We start from the raw sequence: 14,936 nt of genomic DNA, 5'->3' as shown, positions 1-14,936 counted from the left end.
CGGGCCGTTCCTAGATCACGGTGTGGACGAGAGTGCTGGTGTACGTCCCCGGTGCCTGGCCGGCGGGAACGTTCAAACCGATCGTCGGGGTCCACGTCGCGCTGTTGATACCGGCAACGGTGGCGGTGGCGGTGACGACCGCGGTGTCCGGGTAGAGCGGCGGCCCGGGCGGCGTCGTGCCCACCACGGAGATGTTGCCGGTCGGGGTGACACCGCCGGTGTCGTAGTTGCTGTTCGGGCTGGAGGCGGGAATGAAGTGCCCGGCACCGTCGCCGAAGTCGTTCGCGTGCATGAACGCCGTCCACCCCGAAGCGACATTGCGGTTGTCGTTGACCGTGACGGCGGCGAGCGTGGCGGACACTCTCCGCGCGGCGGTGTTGTCCACGGTGCCCAACGTGACGTTCCCGGTCGGCACGGTGATGCTCAGCGCACTGTTACTGGTGACCTGGACCGTCAGCGGCGTGTTGCCGGTGGTGTCCGCGTCGGCCGGAAACACGGTGGACAGGCAGACAACCGCGGCCGTGACCAACGGCACGACGACGGCGCGAGGCGCACGAAGACGCATGCCGGCTCCTTTCACGAGGGGTGGAATCGAGGGGTGGAATCGAGGGGTGGATAGAGCGATGGATCGAGGGTGGATCGATTCGGTCCCGACCGTATTGATCACGGACTCCATCACCGCGCCGGACACGCCATTCCCGTGATTAGTACGACCGCGATACCGCCAGGCGGATGAACGGCGGCCGGAGCCGCGGGTTCGGACGAAAGATCCTTGCCGCCCACCGGTCGCCTGGTTGCACGTTTCCAGAGCGTCAGGGCACTCATTGGTATGACCGAAGAACCTGGCGAGAACATCCCGGCAAGGGATCGGCGACGTGCTGAAGGATCCTTCTTCGAGGCGGCCCGGGCAGATCGCGCGTTCCTCAGCGCCGCCGCTTGTGCCATCAGTAGCGTGTACGTCACCACGCAGTCGGCTGTCGCGACGACAGATGCCGCGGTGGTGGCCGTCGTGCTGTTGGTGCGGTCGGCCCGGCGACGGTGAGGCCGGCGCCGAGGCCGATGTCGTCCTGGCTTATGACAGACAGCTGATAGCGGGGAAGGACAGGTGTCGATGGACGCGGAGGCGTTCTCGTCGTTCTTCCGCAGCGAATACCCCAGGCTGGTCGTCCACCTGATAGCCAGGGGGTACGCCGATTTCGCCGAAGACGCCGCCGAGGAAGCGATGAGGGAGGCGTACCAGAACTGGGCGACCATCTCCTCGCCCGCCGCCTGGGTCCGCACGGTCGCGGTCCGCGTCGCCGGTCGGCTTGCGGCGCGTGAGCGCCGACGGATCCAGGCGGAGGGAGCGTACGGGCATCAGACGTCGCGACGTGAGGTGCTTTCTCCCGAACTCGCCGCGGCGCTCTCCGAAGAACAACGTGATGTTGTGGAGCGGCTCGCGGGGATGCCGGAGGTTCGCCGACAGGTCCTGGCCCTGGCTTTCGACGGGTATAAAGTCAAAGAGATCGCCAGCGAACTGTCCATGCTGGAAGCCACTGTCCGCTCGCATCTGAGGCACATCCGCAAGGCGCTCGGCCCGAACGACGGCGGAACGGGAGGGGCGGTGTGAACATCGCAGGATCCGAACCCGACGACGAGATCGAGACGCTGACCCGGCTCCGATCGGCCGGTGAGGGGCTCGCCGAAGCCCTCGCCCCGGCCCTCGACATCGAGGCCCGCCTGGCCCGCGTCACCGGCGCCGCGTCCGCTGCGGAGACGGCGCCACCCAGAGAAACGGTCGTCGTCACCATGCGCCAACTTCTGGACAGCGGCGTGCACTTCGGGCACCAGACTCGGCGCTGGAACCCGAAGATGAAACGGTTCATCCACACCGAGCGCAACGGCGTCTACATCATCGACTTGGTGCAGTCGTTGTCCTACATCGACCGCGCTTATGAGTTCGTCAAGCAGACCGTCGCGCACGGCGGCACGGTGATGTTCATCGGCACCAAGAAGCAGGCTCAGGAGGCCATCTCCGAGCAGGCGACGCGCGTGGGCATGCCCTACGTGAACCACCGCTGGCTGGGCGGCATGCTGACCAACTTCAGCACCGTTTACAAGCGTATCCAGCGCCTGCGCGAGCTGGAGTTGATGGACTTCGACGACCCCGCGTCCTCCGGCCTGACCAAGGAGGAAGCGCTGTCCTTGAGCCGCGAGAAGGAGAAGCTGGAGCGCACCCTGGACGGCATCCGCGACATGTCCCGCCTACCGTCGGCGGTGTGGATCGTCGACACCAAGAAGGAGCACATCGCAGTCGGTGAGGCGCGCAAGCTGCGCATTCCAGTGGTGGCGATCCTGAACACCAACGGCGACCCGGACGAGGTCGACTACGAGATCCCCGGCAACGACGACGCGATGAGTTCCGTCGCCCTGCTGACGCGAGTGGTCGCCGACGCCGTCGCCGAGGGCCTGATGGCCCGGACCGGGCTGGGTACCGCCGCGAACGCGCTGGTCCACGACCCGCCGCTGGCCGACTGGGAACGCGATCTGATAGCCGCGGACGATGCCGAGACCGGCGAGACCGGCGAGGCCGCCAAGGTCGCCAAGCTGACCCAAGCGCCGATGACCGGCGAGAAGCCGAATGACGGCAGACTGGCCGGTTGACCACGGTGCTGATGCGCTACGGGCTGCCAGCAAGACAGGGCTCTACCGCGACGGCGGCGGTATTACCAGCGTCGCCAACACCGCGCGGTGGTCGGTCCGCGGCACGTCGTAGACGTGCACTGATTCGATGCCGATGGGAGCGGCCGCCAGCACATGGTCCAGGGCCACCGGTGGGATGAACGGATGTCGTCCATACGGACCCCAGGTCCCGGTGAAGCCCTCGCCCACGGCATTGGCCGCGTCGCGGTAACCATGGCCGATCAGACTCCGCAGCGGAGCATGATCGAGCGTCGCATTGAAGTCGCCGGCGAGGACGCGCAGTGTCCCCGGCGGCGTGTCGGCGGCGTACGGCTCGCGCGCCAGATCGGTGCGCCAGCAGTGGAGTTGGCCAAGGCTGAACGGCGAGCAGGTGTGGGCCGACTCCAGGAGCACCGGCATGCCGCCGGCCTTATTTACCGTCGCGTGGACCTGGTAGAAGCCACCCCAGTTCTTGCGATAGCCAGGCTCCTGGAGCGGCAGCCGCGAGAACATGGCCGATCCAGCGGCCAACGCCGAGGGATGACTCACCCGGTAGGGCAACAAGTCAGCAATGCCGGCCCGATCGAACCCCGCCTCAGCCTCCGCAGTGAGCTCCTGCACCAACAAAACATCCGGATGCCGAGTACGCACCAGCGCGACCACCGCATTCACATCCGCATCACCAAGACTGAGATTCGCGGTCATGACGCTCAACTCGGGCCCGCCAGGCCGCGCCGCCGCCGCAGAACCACCAAAAGCCCGCGGGAGGACACACACAGTGAGCGCGACAGAAGCGATAACCCCGAGCCCAGCCGCCAGCCATTCCCTACGCACCCCAGCGACAACCAGCGGGACAAGCGACAGGAGCGCAACGTACGGCGTGAACGCCAACACCTGCGTCGCCGGCGTGTAGGCGAGCACATTCGTCTCCAGCCCCGCGACCCGCACCACAGCCCACACAGGCGCCACCGCGAGCATCGCAAGGTAGGCCCAGCGACGTATCCGAACGATGGCAGGTCTCCGGCCTGGAGCGGCGCCCACCGGGCCGAGCGTTTCCATGAGAAGACAACCTAGCGGGCCTGCACGGCACATGATCAAGCCCCGGACAGCGAGTCCGACGAACTGGTCGTCGGCCGCCGGCTGTGCACATCGAGCACCCATGCCGATCGTGAGTCCTTCGACCCCATAGCGTTCCCAACCCGTGCCACGCGCGCCCCACACTCGATCTCATGACATGGGGGCCGCCGCCGCACTTCAGGAGACATCGCAGGGTCGGGATCGGCGGGATACTCGCCGGAGTGATCGGGCTGGCCACCGTGTTTCCCGTGATCGGATTCGTGCTGATCAACGAGTTCGGGCGGCGGGACTGTCCGCCGGCGCAGAAGCAGACTGCCGCCGACCTCTACAACGTCATCTCCGCGACTGTGGTCTCGCCCACGGTGTCGCACAGCCCCACCTTCTGCGACGGCGACGATCCCAACCCCCAAGTCGTCGCGGCCTTCAACGGCCCGTCCTCCGCCCCCGACGTCGTGGCCGCTTACCGTCGGCACGCGGCCGAGGTCGGCTGGCGTGAAGGCATGGCCATCGGCTCGTTGTGGCTGTGCTTCGACGGCGCCCTCGCCGACGGAACACGGATCGAGGTCCAAGTGTCGCCGAACACCGAAGCCAACGACGGCACCGCCCCGGCGTTCTTCGTGACGGGCTTCTACTCAGGCGGCCCCATGAACGTGGCCGCCTACTGCCACGACTCCCGGTAACGCCAGCTCCTTACAGAATCAGTTCCTCACATAGATCGTGTACTCCGGATTCGTGAACCCCACGTGGTACGCCGACAGCCCCGGCCACGACTCCAAGAAGTAGAACACCTGGTCCACGCCACGCGTCGGGGAGTTCCGCATCACCAGCACCTGCGCCCCGACGACGTTCGGATCCGCCAGCGCCTTCTTCCACACGTTCTGCGAACCGGACTTGGTCCCCTCGTAGATCACCCGGTCCAGGACCCGATAAGCGACCCGCTCGTTACCGACCAGGTTCACCATGATCGGACCAGTGGTCTGATGCTGAAGGTAGTTCTCAGCCTCGATCTGGAACTGCTGGCTGCCCTCCTCGTTCAACGACTCGCGGAGCAGCACCACCTGGTGGTTCGAGTGGACATACGCCGACATCCCGAGCAGGGCGGCGACCACGGCGGCCGAGACCGCGACGGTGGCGCCGTCGCTGAGCCGCCGGGACACGCGCGCCGTAACCCCGACCCGAGCCTGATCCGCCAAGTAGCCGATCAGAATCGCGGCCGGGATCAAGCCGATCAGGCCGTAACGGACGTTCAACAGGTCGCCGTTGACCGGCGGTATACCGATCGGCATCTGCCCGGATTCCAACGAGTACACGTAGAACGGCAGCAGCGTAAGCATCGCCAGGACCGGCAGCGCGCGGGCAGCCAGGCGCTCTCGATACAAGAACACCACCAGTCCGACGACAGCCAGCACCAGAACCAGCAGACCCATCGTCGAGATCATGGTCTGGGCATAGGCCTGCAAGCTCTTGGGCCAGCTGCCCACCTCGATGTCGCCCTGACGCCGCGCCATCTGCGCCTTGCTGGAATCCGGCCCGTTGTAGAAGTTCAACGGGTTGCCGGTGACCATCCAGTTGTAGACGAACCACAACGTCGCGGACACCGCCGCACCGAAAGCGACCCAGACCCCGGCCAGCCCCCTGACGTCGCGCCACGTGTGCCCCTGCTGCCGCGCGATGATCACGACGCAGACCGCCAGGACCGCCGACAGCACCCAGGCCTCGTACCGGCACAGCATGGCGAGCGAGTTGGCCACCGCCGCGTTGAGCAGATGCGTGGCCCTGCGGCTGCCCGCCCACTTGATGAGTTCGTAGACCGCCGCCAGTGTGAACGCGTAGAACGGCAACTCGTCCATCGCGGTGGTCTGCAAGAAGAGGATATTGACGTTGGTCCCGAACACAGCGGCCGCGATCACGCCCGCCGAGCGCCGACCATCGCAGAGTTCGACGACAATGCGGTAGATCAGAACCGTGGCCGCGACGTAGGACAGCCCCGACACGATCGACCCGGCCAGGCCGGTGACGTACAGCGTGGAGTTCCACGCGAACAACGCCTGCAATATGTGCGGCAGCGGGAGCCAGATGGTGCCGAGCTGCGCGATACCGGTGGTCCGGCTCGCCAGCACCCGGCGGCTGATCTCCAAGTGCGAGTAGGCGTCGTGGAAGCCGAGGGTCTCGCGGTTCAGCGCGAAGTGGACCGTCGCCACGACGGCCAGCACCGTCGCCACCCCGGCCACCACCCACACCACCAGATCACGCGGCGTGGCCTCGGGCTTGTCGACCCGGCTCGCCGAGCGGCGCGGCAGCAGGATCTCCTGCGTCTCGGACAACTCCCGGCGCGGTGCCGGAATGACGGGGATCGTGTCGCTCACTGCCCCTCCCAACCGCTCGCGAAGCAGGACTTGATGGCCTCGTCGCCGCGCTGGACGAACGATCCGGGACCGTTCGGGTCGGCGTGCGACGGATCCGTGTAGGCGTCGAGATTCCAGAAGTAGAGGCCGTCCATGTTCAGGGACCGGGCCGCACCGCACGCGGCGGTGAACCAGTCGATCTGGATCCTCGGGTTCACGGCCTGCCCCGCCACCTCCCACTTCACCGGCTGCGAGTACGCGCCGTCGGTCGCGACGATGCCGACCTCCTGCATCACCGTCTTGCTCAGCGTCGAGGCCGGACGGTGCTTGAGCCACGCCGTCCACGCCGAAGTCAGCTGCGCGACTGTGGCGTCGTTCGACACCTTCAGCTCCGGATAGGCGTCGATCCCGGTGACGGCGTTCGGAATCGCCGCGAGGCCGTCGGCCCACTCGGTCCAGTTGTCGGCATAGGCCAGCTGGCCGCTGAACCGCTGGCCGGCGGCCGTGGTCAGCGTCTTCCACAAGTCGGTGTCGTGAACCAGCGAGTCCAGTTCGGCGCCGACGACGAACGTCGCCGCTTTCGAAGCCTGGGCCTGGTCCAGGTACGGATTCAGCACGGCCTGGTACGACGCGAAGAACGTGGTGGCGTCGACCGGCCGGATTGAGCCGCGCCAGTCACCCTGGGAGTCCAGGATGTTGGCCTCGTCCACGAGCGGCCGGACCGTGGTCCGCAACCCGCGCGCCGACGCCTCGGCGAGCACGATGCCGAGCGTCGCCGGGCTCGGCGTCTTGCCCGGTATCGTGTAGGCCTTGGTCGGACGGACGCCGTCGACGTAGATCGGGAACGAGATCGCGACGCTGTTGGCGCCGAGGCCGACGACGTAGTCGAACAGCCGGTCGGCGTTGGCGCGCGCGGTCGCGGCGTCGTCGAGGTCGTGCCAGTAGACGTGGACGCCGAGCTGCGCCTTCGCGGCCTTGGCGGCGGCCGATATCTGTGTCGGCGGCTCGGCGGCCGGTGCCGGCTCGGTCGAGCCCGCCGGCGAGGAGGGCTGCGAGGAGGCCGGCGAGGAGGCCGGCGAGGAGGGCGGCGCGGAAGGCGACGACGATTCGCTCGACGTGGCACCGCCGCTCGGTCCGGCGACATCCGGCGCGGTCGTGCCGGCGGCCTCAGGCTTCGGGCCGCCGGACGGGATGGACGGTGCGAGCTGGGAGCACGCCGATAGCCCGAGTGCCGACAACAGCAGTGTCGCCGCTATTCGCTTACTCATCCGAGGCCGCCCTTCGCGGACACCGAGAACTCCGCCGATGCGGCTGTCGAGACCGGTGTCTCCGCTGCGTAAGCAGGCTGATAAGACGGCTGATGAGGCGCCTGATGAGCCGACTGTTGAGCAGGCAGGTGCAGGAAGATGTCATCGTCATCGGGCACCTCGTGCCCGTGCGGCGTCTTGTGCCACCCGCGCCGACCGGTGATGAACTCGAACACCGCGATGTATGTGGAGCGGCTCATCCACAGCCACATCACCTGCGCGAAGAACATGTACCGGATCAGCCCGAACCGCCCGCGAGTGCGCTCGGCCTCCTCCAGGCACGTCCGTACCAGCTCGTACAGGATCCCGAAGTTGCCGATCACCAGAAGCATGGTCGCCGGGTAGTACACGGCAGCCGGGAACAGCCGGTCGATGTACTGCGAACCGGTCACGACGTAGGCGACGCTCAAGCCGAGGAACACCGGGTTCAGCAGATACGTGACCGGCGTGCCGATCATCATCAGGATGAAGCACAGCCACCGCATCGGCCCCATACGCCGAGCCGTCCGCAGCGGATGCCGAGTGTGCACGAGCCCGGTCTGGAGATACCCGCCCTTCCACCGCCGCTGCTGCTTGTCCACCACCCGGATGCTGACCGGCGCCTCTTCGAGCGTCACCGACGACAGCAGCTCGATCCGATACCCGGCGGACACCAGACGCGCGGCCAGGTCCGCGTCCTCGGTCAGGTTGTGCGGGTCCCACACGTCGCCGTTCGGCAAGGCCGCGTCCAGCAGCGCGCTGACCCGGAAATGGTTCGACGTGCCGCCCAGCGGCACCGGCAGCCCCAGCCGCGCCAGCCCCGGCAGGAACCGCCGGAAGTGCACTTTGTAACCGATCCAGTACAGAGCGGTGATCCAGTTGGTGTCGTCGTTCCAGAACTCCAGCTCCGACTGCACGCACGCGATGTCGCGCGGCGCCGCACGGAACGTCCCCACGGCCTTCAGCAGCTGGTCGGGCTCCGGACGGTCCTCGGCGTCGTAGATGGTGAGGTACTTGCAGCCCTCGGCCACCAGCAGCGGCATCGCCGCGTTCATCGCGTTGGGCTTCGTCTTCGGGCCGCCCGGCGGGATCACCACCACTCGGAAGTGGTCGTAACGCCCGACGATCCGCGACGCGTCGGTGTCGGTATCTGCGTCGCCGCCGCCGTCCCCGTGGAACCGCAGCCCCAACCCTCGCGCCGCCGCCAGCGTCTCCTCGTCATCGGCCTCGATGAGCAGGTACGCCCGCAGCAGCTCCGTCGGATAGTCCAGCTGGCCCACGCGCCCCACCAGCTGCGGCAGCATGTTGGCCTCGTGATACACCGGCAGCAGGATCCCGTAGCGCGGCAACCGGTCCCGCGACGTCAGCGGGATCCGCTCCAACGGCTGGTGCCCCCGGCCGGCGACGGTGACCACCAGCTTCAGCAGGGCGAAGGCCGCGTAGAAGGCGATGCAGACACCGATCACCACACCGAGCGTGAGCATCGGATCCAGCACCGCCCCGATGAGCACGAGCCCCATCAGCACCAGGACCAGCACGGTCTGACCATCACTGAACAGACGCTCCGCCGTCCTGGCGTCACGACTGCGACGACTGCTTATGCGACCGCCTAACGCCATGGATTCCACCTTGAGAGCCGGGGTCGACCAGTCCCGGGGTATGCGTCAGCGATCGACTGCGAGCCGGTCAAGGTCGGGAAACGGTTGAGCACCGACCCATGACAGAAGGTGGATGCGCAGAGGAGAACACTCGGGGCTCCGTTGCCCCGCTATTGGATCAAGAAGTTATCAGAGTTTCTTACTGACAAACGACACCGTCTCATCATCTAGGTGCACGCTTAGCAAGCAAGTGGTTGATATTGAGCGTGAATGCCGCTGATCTGGACAGACGGGTAAAAATCTCGCATGCGTAAAGAGATCAAGGCATCACGTTCGGTAGCACTTCACGCGCTGTCAGGGAAGCGGCACCGTCTGATCCAAGCTCGCTACCGCCCCCACCAGCAAAGTCGGCGCTCCGCCGAGTCGCCTCCTGAGGCGACTTGGTAATCGCTCGGTAGCTGAACGTTATTACCGAATCTTCACGGCTTCGGCGGCGAGGGCCATGTCGTCGACTGCCAGATGATGGAATCGCGAAATCCCGCCACCCGGTACCGCGGCCCGCCGACCCCCGGAACAAGCCCTCTTTCCCGGTCCGCCAGTGCACTGCGACACTCGCCCTGGGGGACTCCGCTGGGGAGGACACCGGGAGGGGATGGTTCATGTCCGGCCCGATACCGGCAACAGACGCGCAGTTGCAGCAGCTTGCTCAGCGCGGCGCGCAGACCTGGAACGACAGCGTGGGGCGGGACTTCGAAGCCCAGTTCGGTGCGCACGCCGCGCCGACGCTGTTGACCGGTGTCCCGGCCGGGCCGCGCCTGAGCTTGTGGACGGATTTGCTCCTGCAATTCGTGAACCAGCGGCGTGCCGAGTTCCAGACCGTGGTGAGCGGCACCGTCCGGCTGATCACCGACCAGGCGTACGCCGCGCTTCAGGCGTTGACGCCCCGGCCCACCGATCAGGACCTCGGCACTGTCGCGACCGCGAACCGGCTGGCAGCCACAGCGGTCGCGGCTACCGACGCCGAGCACGCGGCCGCCGCGTCGATGGAGAGTATCGGCGCCGCCATCCGGGAGTTCGCCGCACGCGCCGCGCCGGCCGAGGCGTTCCGTGCCACTCTCGACGCGCAGAACGCCGCACTGAGCACCGAGCTACCGGCCCGCCTCGCTCGCCTTCAGCGGATCAGGGCATTGGTGGACGCTCAGAAAATCGACATCCTCGCGGTGATCCCGGTCGGCGTCTGGGCGACGCAGCTGGCGGCGTCGAACGCACTGAGGGATCTGCCGAGGCTCGCCCACGACGCCGACGACGCCCTCAGGCGCTCGTCCACCGGCACGCTCGCCGACCAGGAAGCGGCGGTCACCACGGCGTACGGAGTCCCGCTCGCCGCCGCGGCGGCGGCGAACCAGGCGTTGGGGGAGGCCCTGGAAAGCCTGGCCGAGCTGGGATTCGGGCTGATCAACCATCAGCCCCGGTTCAACGAGGGATTCATCCCGATCGCCAAGGGGCTCCAGCAGGGCATCGCGGCCTATCAGACCCTTGAAACTCAGGGCGTGGACATGTTGCACGCGTTCTGTATCGGAGACGCGTTCCTTGGAGCTCAGGCAGTGAACACGGTGGCCGGTGTCTTCCCAGCCACTGTCTCGGAAGAGATCCTCGTCGACGTGCTCAGGACCCTCGTCGACTACGCCACCAAGAACTCCGGCGATCACGACTGCTGGAGTGCCCTATCCCATATGGCAGTCAACATGGCGGAGCAGTATGGGTTCTACCAGCCGCGACCCCCCGTCGTCGCACACTGATTCATTTGCGAGCGACCGTTACGACAGCTGAGATGGTTTTGGGGGAGTCTTGAGCACGGAGAGCAGATCAAGCACGGCGCTCTACTATCCGTTCATGGATGTGCAAGTCCATTCGTGGCTGCTGAATTCGATCCTGTATTGGGAACGGATTCTCACCATTGTCCCCGAGCGTGACATCGCGCACGGGTCGCCGGCTCTCGAACCACTGGTGGAGCGCCAGTGGCTTGCTCCGCTCGCCATCGACAGAAACGAGAGGAGAGCCGCGGTCAGGAAGGCGAGTCTGCAAACCCTGCACCTGCTCGACTCCGGAGCCCTGATACCGGAACGCGTTCCGATAGGACCGCTGAGGCATGCCGACGCGCAGATCCACGAGTGGGTGGACGCCGACAAGATCGATCGCGGTCTGTGGCCCTACCTGCTGGCCAAGAAGATCGCGATACGGGACGCCAAAGACTACTGGTGCTATCACATCGACAAGCACGTCTTCGAGGTGCACATGTCGCTGCTCGCGACCCACCTGGCGCGGGCCTCGAACCTCCCGCTGGTGACGGACAACAACGACATCGCCGATCTGGCCGAGGACCTTGCCGTCCGGATCCGGGAAGAGGCGGCCCCGCCACGGAAGCGACGCCTGTTCCGCACTCCCAAACCCGTGGAGAGCAGCCCGGATCCCCGCGACTACGTGGCGCGGATATCCATCCAGGTGGCCGGGATCCGTCCGGACACGCCGGTGGCCAAGGTCGTCGCGTTCCGCGAGAAGCACCTGGCGGAGCTGGAGAGGTTCCGATCGGCGGTCGCCAAGCTCAGCGCGGATATCGCGGCGAGCGGCATCGCCGGCCGCGAGGAGATGGAGGCCGCCGCGCGGGAGGCCTTCCTCCACGATGTCCGACCCTCGGTCGTGGAGCTCGACAAGGCTCTGAGACTACAGAGGATCGAATCGACGCAGCTGGCGCTGTCCGGAGCGATGCTGACCTCGATGCCGTCCTGGCTCGTCCAGATGCCGCATTTTCTGCAATCGACGACTCAGCCCTTGGCAGTCGCCGCGATGGAAGGACTGACTCTGTCCGCAGTGGCGATCAAGCACGAGAAGAACCGTCGGCAGCTGCTTCGCGAGAGCCCCTTCGCCTACGTCTTGGCGGCGCGTCAAAGCCTTGGCGGACGACGACCGCCGAAGATCGAAACCATCCTCAGCGCCATGGAGTCCGGTATGTCGCTGGAACGAGAGCGCGAGATGCTGCAGTGGTGATGCCGTCCGCCACCGCCTTTGGTGCGTCCGTCGACTACGCCGACCGCCGGTGGCAGATCTGGCGCACGCGCGCCGATGGAGAAGTGACGCTCCTCGCCCAGGACCCCGAAGCACGACCCACCTTCCGCCGCGTGTCCTGGGATTCGGTGACGCCATGCTCGACACCGGCGGTAGGTCCGTCGCGCGCCGAGGAGATGCTCCAACGCTTCCACCAGCAGAGCCGCGCGGCGGAGAGCGACAATGCGCGCCATCTCAAGAAGGTCGAAGTCCGCTGGCTGCGCGAAGGACCACCTAGCGAACTGACCGCATCCGCGCCGGGATCACGTGTCGGATACGTCGTCGCCACCCTGTGCCCCATGACGCGCGGGCACCTCGCCATGGCGCAGGCCGCTGTCCAGGACCTCGACTTGGACGCCGTCTACTTCATGGTGTGGCCCTTCACCTACATCCGGGGCTTCCACAGTTCCCCATTGGAGCCTTGGGCAGCCCGCCAGCAGCACCTCGACTGGCCGCTCCGCATGCAGATCGCCAGACGCTCGATCGCAGACTTCGGCGACACCCGCATCCGCCTCCTCGAAGCTGCCCAAGACTGGTACGGCGAGTCCTCGCGCATGTATTCGCGAAAAGACCCATCGTCCGTGTACTGGACCGGTACCTGGTACGTGACACGCAAGCTCAAGTTCTGGCTGGAGCGCGTCACGCCCGGCCCGTTCGCTCACTACGCCGTCTGCGGCACCGAGCAGTTGGCACGCGATGTCGCAGTCCTCGTTGAAGGCACCGCCGACCGGCTTGCCTGGTCGACGTACTCCATCGCCCACCACCTCACCCTGCACAGCGTGTACGCCAGCCCTCGCCCGATCCAGCGTGAGGGGGTGGAGGCGTTCGCGCCTCCCGAGGGCGCCGCGAACGACGTGATCTTCGGCTCGGAGACCCCCATGAGCCGGATGTGCGCCACCGACGTACGGTTCGGCACCATGCCGCCGGCACCACTGGACGAGCTGGTCATGCCGGGGGCCGCCGCGCTGATCCGGGGAAACGGATGGTGGGGGTATAACTAGCAGATCTTTAGCTGCTGGGGTTACGTGAGCTGGTGACGGCAGCTGGACGGTTCGCTCGAGCGCAACGAACAGCGGATCGCGGCCTGGCGACAGGAGACGTGGCCGGTCTGGTCTGTATCAAGCCGGGACAGTGCTCCCGCCTGCTCTACCGCGCATGCGTCGATCGGGGACCGCGCAAGAACCGGCGCAAGGGCTTCGACGAGACTGACTACGCCGACTCCGCCGGGCCGGATCGCCTTGGCGCCTGCTCGTCCACGAACCCGGACCGTCGGCATCTCGCACCACGTGACCAACCGGCCAACCTACGGCGGCGTGGCGCTGCCGGACACAAACCGCCGCCAGACCTATGTCTTGCAGGCCACCGAGTTCGATGAGCCCTACAAACGCAACTGGGACCGAGCCGCCCCGCCTCAACCACCAGCAGCGGAGACATAACCTCCTCCATTAAAGATTTCTAGCAGATACCGGGTTTTCCACCCGGAAGCTGTAACCATGGTGCATTGTGCGCATCCGAATCCCCCGCTCCCAGCCCGGCTCCCGGCGGCCGGTCCGCGTCGGCGTCCTGCACTCGCTGACCGGGCCGGTGGCCATCGCCGAGAAGCCGATCGTCGATGCCACGCTGTTCGCGATCGACGAGCTCAACGCGGCCGGCGGCGTGCTGGGCCGGACGGTCGAGCCGGTGGTGGCCGACGGCTGTTCGGACTGGCCGACGTTCGCCGCCGAGGCGGAGCGGCTGATCGGTGAGGAGGGCGTGGCGGCGATCTTCGGGTGCTACACGTCGGCGAGCCGCAAGACGATCATCCCCGTGGTCGAGCGGCACGACAGTGTCCTGTTCTACCCGACCTTCTACGAGGGCATCGAGGACTGCGAGCATGTCGTCTACGGCGGCTCGACGGCGAACCAGAGCATCCTGCCGGCGGTGGCCTGGTTCCTGGACAACCGGGGGAAGCGGTTCTTCCTGGTCGGCTCGGACTACGTCTACCCGCGCTCGGTCAACGCGATCGTCAAGGACGCGCTGCGGGCGCTCGGCGGCGAGGTGGTCGCCGAGGTCTATCTGCCGCTGGGCCAGACCGACGTGGCCGGGACGGTCGCGGCGATCAACGACCTGCGGCCGGAGGTCATCCTCAACACCCTGGTCGGGGACACGAACGTGCCGTTCTTCGCCGCGCTGCGCCGGTCCGGGGTCACCCCGCGGTCGATCCCCTCGCTGTCGTTCGTCGTCGCCGAGTGCGAGCTGGCCTGCATGGACTCCGAGCGGATGGCGGGGGACTACATCGCCAGCAACTACTTCCAGTCGATCGCCACGCCGGAGAATCAGCGCTTTGTCGAGGCGTTCCGGCGGCGGTACGGCAGTGACCGCGTCATCTCCGACACGATGGCCTGCGCCTATTCGAATGTCCGGATGTGGGCGCAAGCCGCGCAGGAATGCCGGGACACCGCGGCCCCGGCCGTGCGGCAGGCGATCCGCGGCCAGCGGTACACGTCCCCGGAAGGTCCCTGGTACGTCGACGAGGAGAACCTCCACGCCTGGAAGCGCAGCCGGATCGGGCAGATCCGCGCCGACGGCCAGCTCGACATCGTATGGACGTCGGACCATCTGATCAGGCCCATGCCCTACTCGCCCTACCGGACGCGCCGGGAATGGCACGAGATGCTGACCGGCCTCTACGAAGGATGGGGCCAGAGCTGGGCATGCCCGGTGCCGCCGGACACGCCCGAGGCAGTGTCCTGGTCGCGCGTCGAGCCCGCGGAACGCGGGGCGTGCGGGGCCCGCGTCGTCGCGCAGCGGCAAGGAGCCTCCGGAGCGCCGCGGGTCCGGCGGCCCAAGCAGCAGTGGCGGCTGCATGTCAGGACACGCGGTTAGGA

Annotated in this window: 13 protein-coding genes; 8 read left to right on the top strand and 5 right to left on the bottom strand. The window is 66.9% G+C overall.

Annotation, left to right across the window (positions count from 1 at the left end):
• Positions 1-10: 10 nt before the first annotated feature.
• Positions 11-565 (bottom strand): hypothetical protein, encoded by a 555-nt coding sequence (locus ABD481_RS00545; RefSeq protein WP_344663442.1) that lies wholly within the window; start codon positions 563-565, stop codon positions 11-13.
• 264 nt (positions 566-829) lie between these two features.
• On the opposite strand from ABD481_RS00545, the gene ABD481_RS00540 reads away from it, so the two are divergent.
• From ABD481_RS00540 to rpsB, 3 genes are all read left to right on the top strand, one after another.
• Positions 830-1,042 carry a hypothetical protein gene (locus tag ABD481_RS00540; RefSeq protein WP_344663441.1) on the top strand — a complete coding sequence of 71 codons (213 nt, stop codon included), beginning with the start codon at positions 830-832 and terminating at the stop codon, positions 1,040-1,042.
• Between the two features lie 69 nt (positions 1,043-1,111).
• Positions 1,112-1,609, top strand: a complete 498-nt coding sequence (locus ABD481_RS00535) for an RNA polymerase sigma factor (RefSeq protein WP_344663440.1) — start codon at positions 1,112-1,114, stop codon at positions 1,607-1,609.
• A gap of 179 nt (positions 1,610-1,788) precedes the next feature.
• The gene (gene rpsB, locus ABD481_RS00530; protein ID WP_344663617.1) at positions 1,789-2,643 is read left to right on the top strand and encodes a 30S ribosomal protein S2; all 855 of its coding nucleotides are present in this window, start codon (positions 1,789-1,791) and stop codon (positions 2,641-2,643) included.
• 42 nt (positions 2,644-2,685) lie between these two features.
• On the opposite strand, the gene ABD481_RS00525 is transcribed toward rpsB, so the two are convergent.
• Positions 2,686-3,720 carry an endonuclease/exonuclease/phosphatase family protein gene (locus ABD481_RS00525; protein WP_344663439.1) on the bottom strand — a complete coding sequence of 345 codons (1,035 nt, stop codon included), beginning with the start codon at positions 3,718-3,720 and terminating at the stop codon, positions 2,686-2,688.
• A 266-nt stretch (positions 3,721-3,986) separates the two neighbouring features.
• On the opposite strand from ABD481_RS00525, the gene ABD481_RS00520 reads away from it, so the two are divergent.
• Positions 3,987-4,418, top strand: a complete 432-nt coding sequence (locus ABD481_RS00520; protein WP_344663438.1) for a hypothetical protein — start codon at positions 3,987-3,989, stop codon at positions 4,416-4,418.
• A gap of 18 nt (positions 4,419-4,436) precedes the next feature.
• On the opposite strand, the gene ABD481_RS00515 is transcribed toward ABD481_RS00520, so the two are convergent.
• The 3 genes from ABD481_RS00515 to ABD481_RS00505 are packed head-to-tail and all read right to left on the bottom strand — an operon-like array spanning position 4,437 to position 8,907.
• Positions 4,437-6,104, bottom strand: coding sequence for an ArnT family glycosyltransferase (locus tag ABD481_RS00515; RefSeq protein WP_344663437.1), 1,668 nt, complete (start codon positions 6,102-6,104; stop codon positions 4,437-4,439).
• The gene (locus ABD481_RS00510) at positions 6,101-7,351 is read right to left on the bottom strand and encodes a glycoside hydrolase family 113 (RefSeq protein ID WP_344663436.1); all 1,251 of its coding nucleotides are present in this window, start codon (positions 7,349-7,351) and stop codon (positions 6,101-6,103) included. The genes ABD481_RS00515 and ABD481_RS00510 overlap by 4 nt, the downstream gene beginning before the upstream one ends.
• A complete protein-coding gene (locus tag ABD481_RS00505; protein WP_344663435.1) occupies positions 7,348-8,907 on the bottom strand; it encodes a glycosyltransferase family 2 protein in 1,560 nt (519 codons plus the stop codon). Before ABD481_RS00505 ends, ABD481_RS00510 begins: the two co-directional genes overlap by 4 nt.
• Positions 8,908-9,626: 719 nt before the next feature.
• Between ABD481_RS00505 and ABD481_RS00500 the strand changes: the two genes are divergently transcribed.
• From ABD481_RS00500 to ABD481_RS00485, 4 genes are all read left to right on the top strand, one after another.
• Positions 9,627-10,766, top strand: coding sequence for a hypothetical protein (locus ABD481_RS00500; protein ID WP_344663434.1), 1,140 nt, complete (start codon positions 9,627-9,629; stop codon positions 10,764-10,766).
• A 94-nt stretch (positions 10,767-10,860) separates the two neighbouring features.
• Entirely contained in the window at positions 10,861-12,012 is a 1,152-nt protein-coding gene (locus ABD481_RS00495) for a hypothetical protein (protein WP_344663433.1), read from the top strand.
• On the top strand, positions 12,009-13,070 hold the full coding sequence (locus ABD481_RS00490; RefSeq protein ID WP_344663432.1) for a nucleotidyl transferase family protein: 1,062 nt from the start codon (positions 12,009-12,011) through the stop codon (positions 13,068-13,070). Before ABD481_RS00495 ends, ABD481_RS00490 begins: the two co-directional genes overlap by 4 nt.
• Before the next feature lie 502 nt (positions 13,071-13,572).
• A complete protein-coding gene (locus tag ABD481_RS00485; protein WP_344663431.1) occupies positions 13,573-14,934 on the top strand; it encodes an urea ABC transporter substrate-binding protein in 1,362 nt (453 codons plus the stop codon).
• Positions 14,935-14,936 lie beyond the last annotated feature (2 nt).

The sequence above is a fragment of the Catenulispora yoronensis genome (genome assembly GCF_039531695.1).
In the GTDB taxonomy this organism is placed as follows: domain Bacteria; phylum Actinomycetota; class Actinomycetes; order Streptomycetales; family Catenulisporaceae; genus Catenulispora; species Catenulispora yoronensis.
The sequence above is the reverse complement of the archived record's forward strand: the minus strand, read 5'-3'. Positions and strand labels throughout refer to the sequence as shown.

What these genes read in the sequence shown, in the direction of transcription:
- ABD481_RS00510 (WP_344663436.1), bottom strand. Translation starts at nt 7,351, where the DNA reads ATGAGTAAGCGAATAGCGGCGACACTGCTGTTGTCGGCACTCGGGCTA.
- rpsB (WP_344663617.1), top strand. Translation starts at nt 1,789, where the DNA reads ATGCGCCAACTTCTGGACAGCGGCGTGCACTTCGGGCACCAGACTCGG.
- ABD481_RS00540 (WP_344663441.1), top strand. Translation starts at nt 830, where the DNA reads ATGACCGAAGAACCTGGCGAGAACATCCCGGCAAGGGATCGGCGACGT.
- ABD481_RS00535 (WP_344663440.1), top strand. Translation starts at nt 1,112, where the DNA reads ATGGACGCGGAGGCGTTCTCGTCGTTCTTCCGCAGCGAATACCCCAGG.
- ABD481_RS00495 (WP_344663433.1), top strand. Translation starts at nt 10,861, where the DNA reads ATGGATGTGCAAGTCCATTCGTGGCTGCTGAATTCGATCCTGTATTGG.
- ABD481_RS00525 (WP_344663439.1), bottom strand. Translation starts at nt 3,720, where the DNA reads ATGGAAACGCTCGGCCCGGTGGGCGCCGCTCCAGGCCGGAGACCTGCC.
- ABD481_RS00500 (WP_344663434.1), top strand. Translation starts at nt 9,627, where the DNA reads ATGTCCGGCCCGATACCGGCAACAGACGCGCAGTTGCAGCAGCTTGCT.
- ABD481_RS00545 (WP_344663442.1), bottom strand. Translation starts at nt 565, where the DNA reads ATGCGTCTTCGTGCGCCTCGCGCCGTCGTCGTGCCGTTGGTCACGGCC.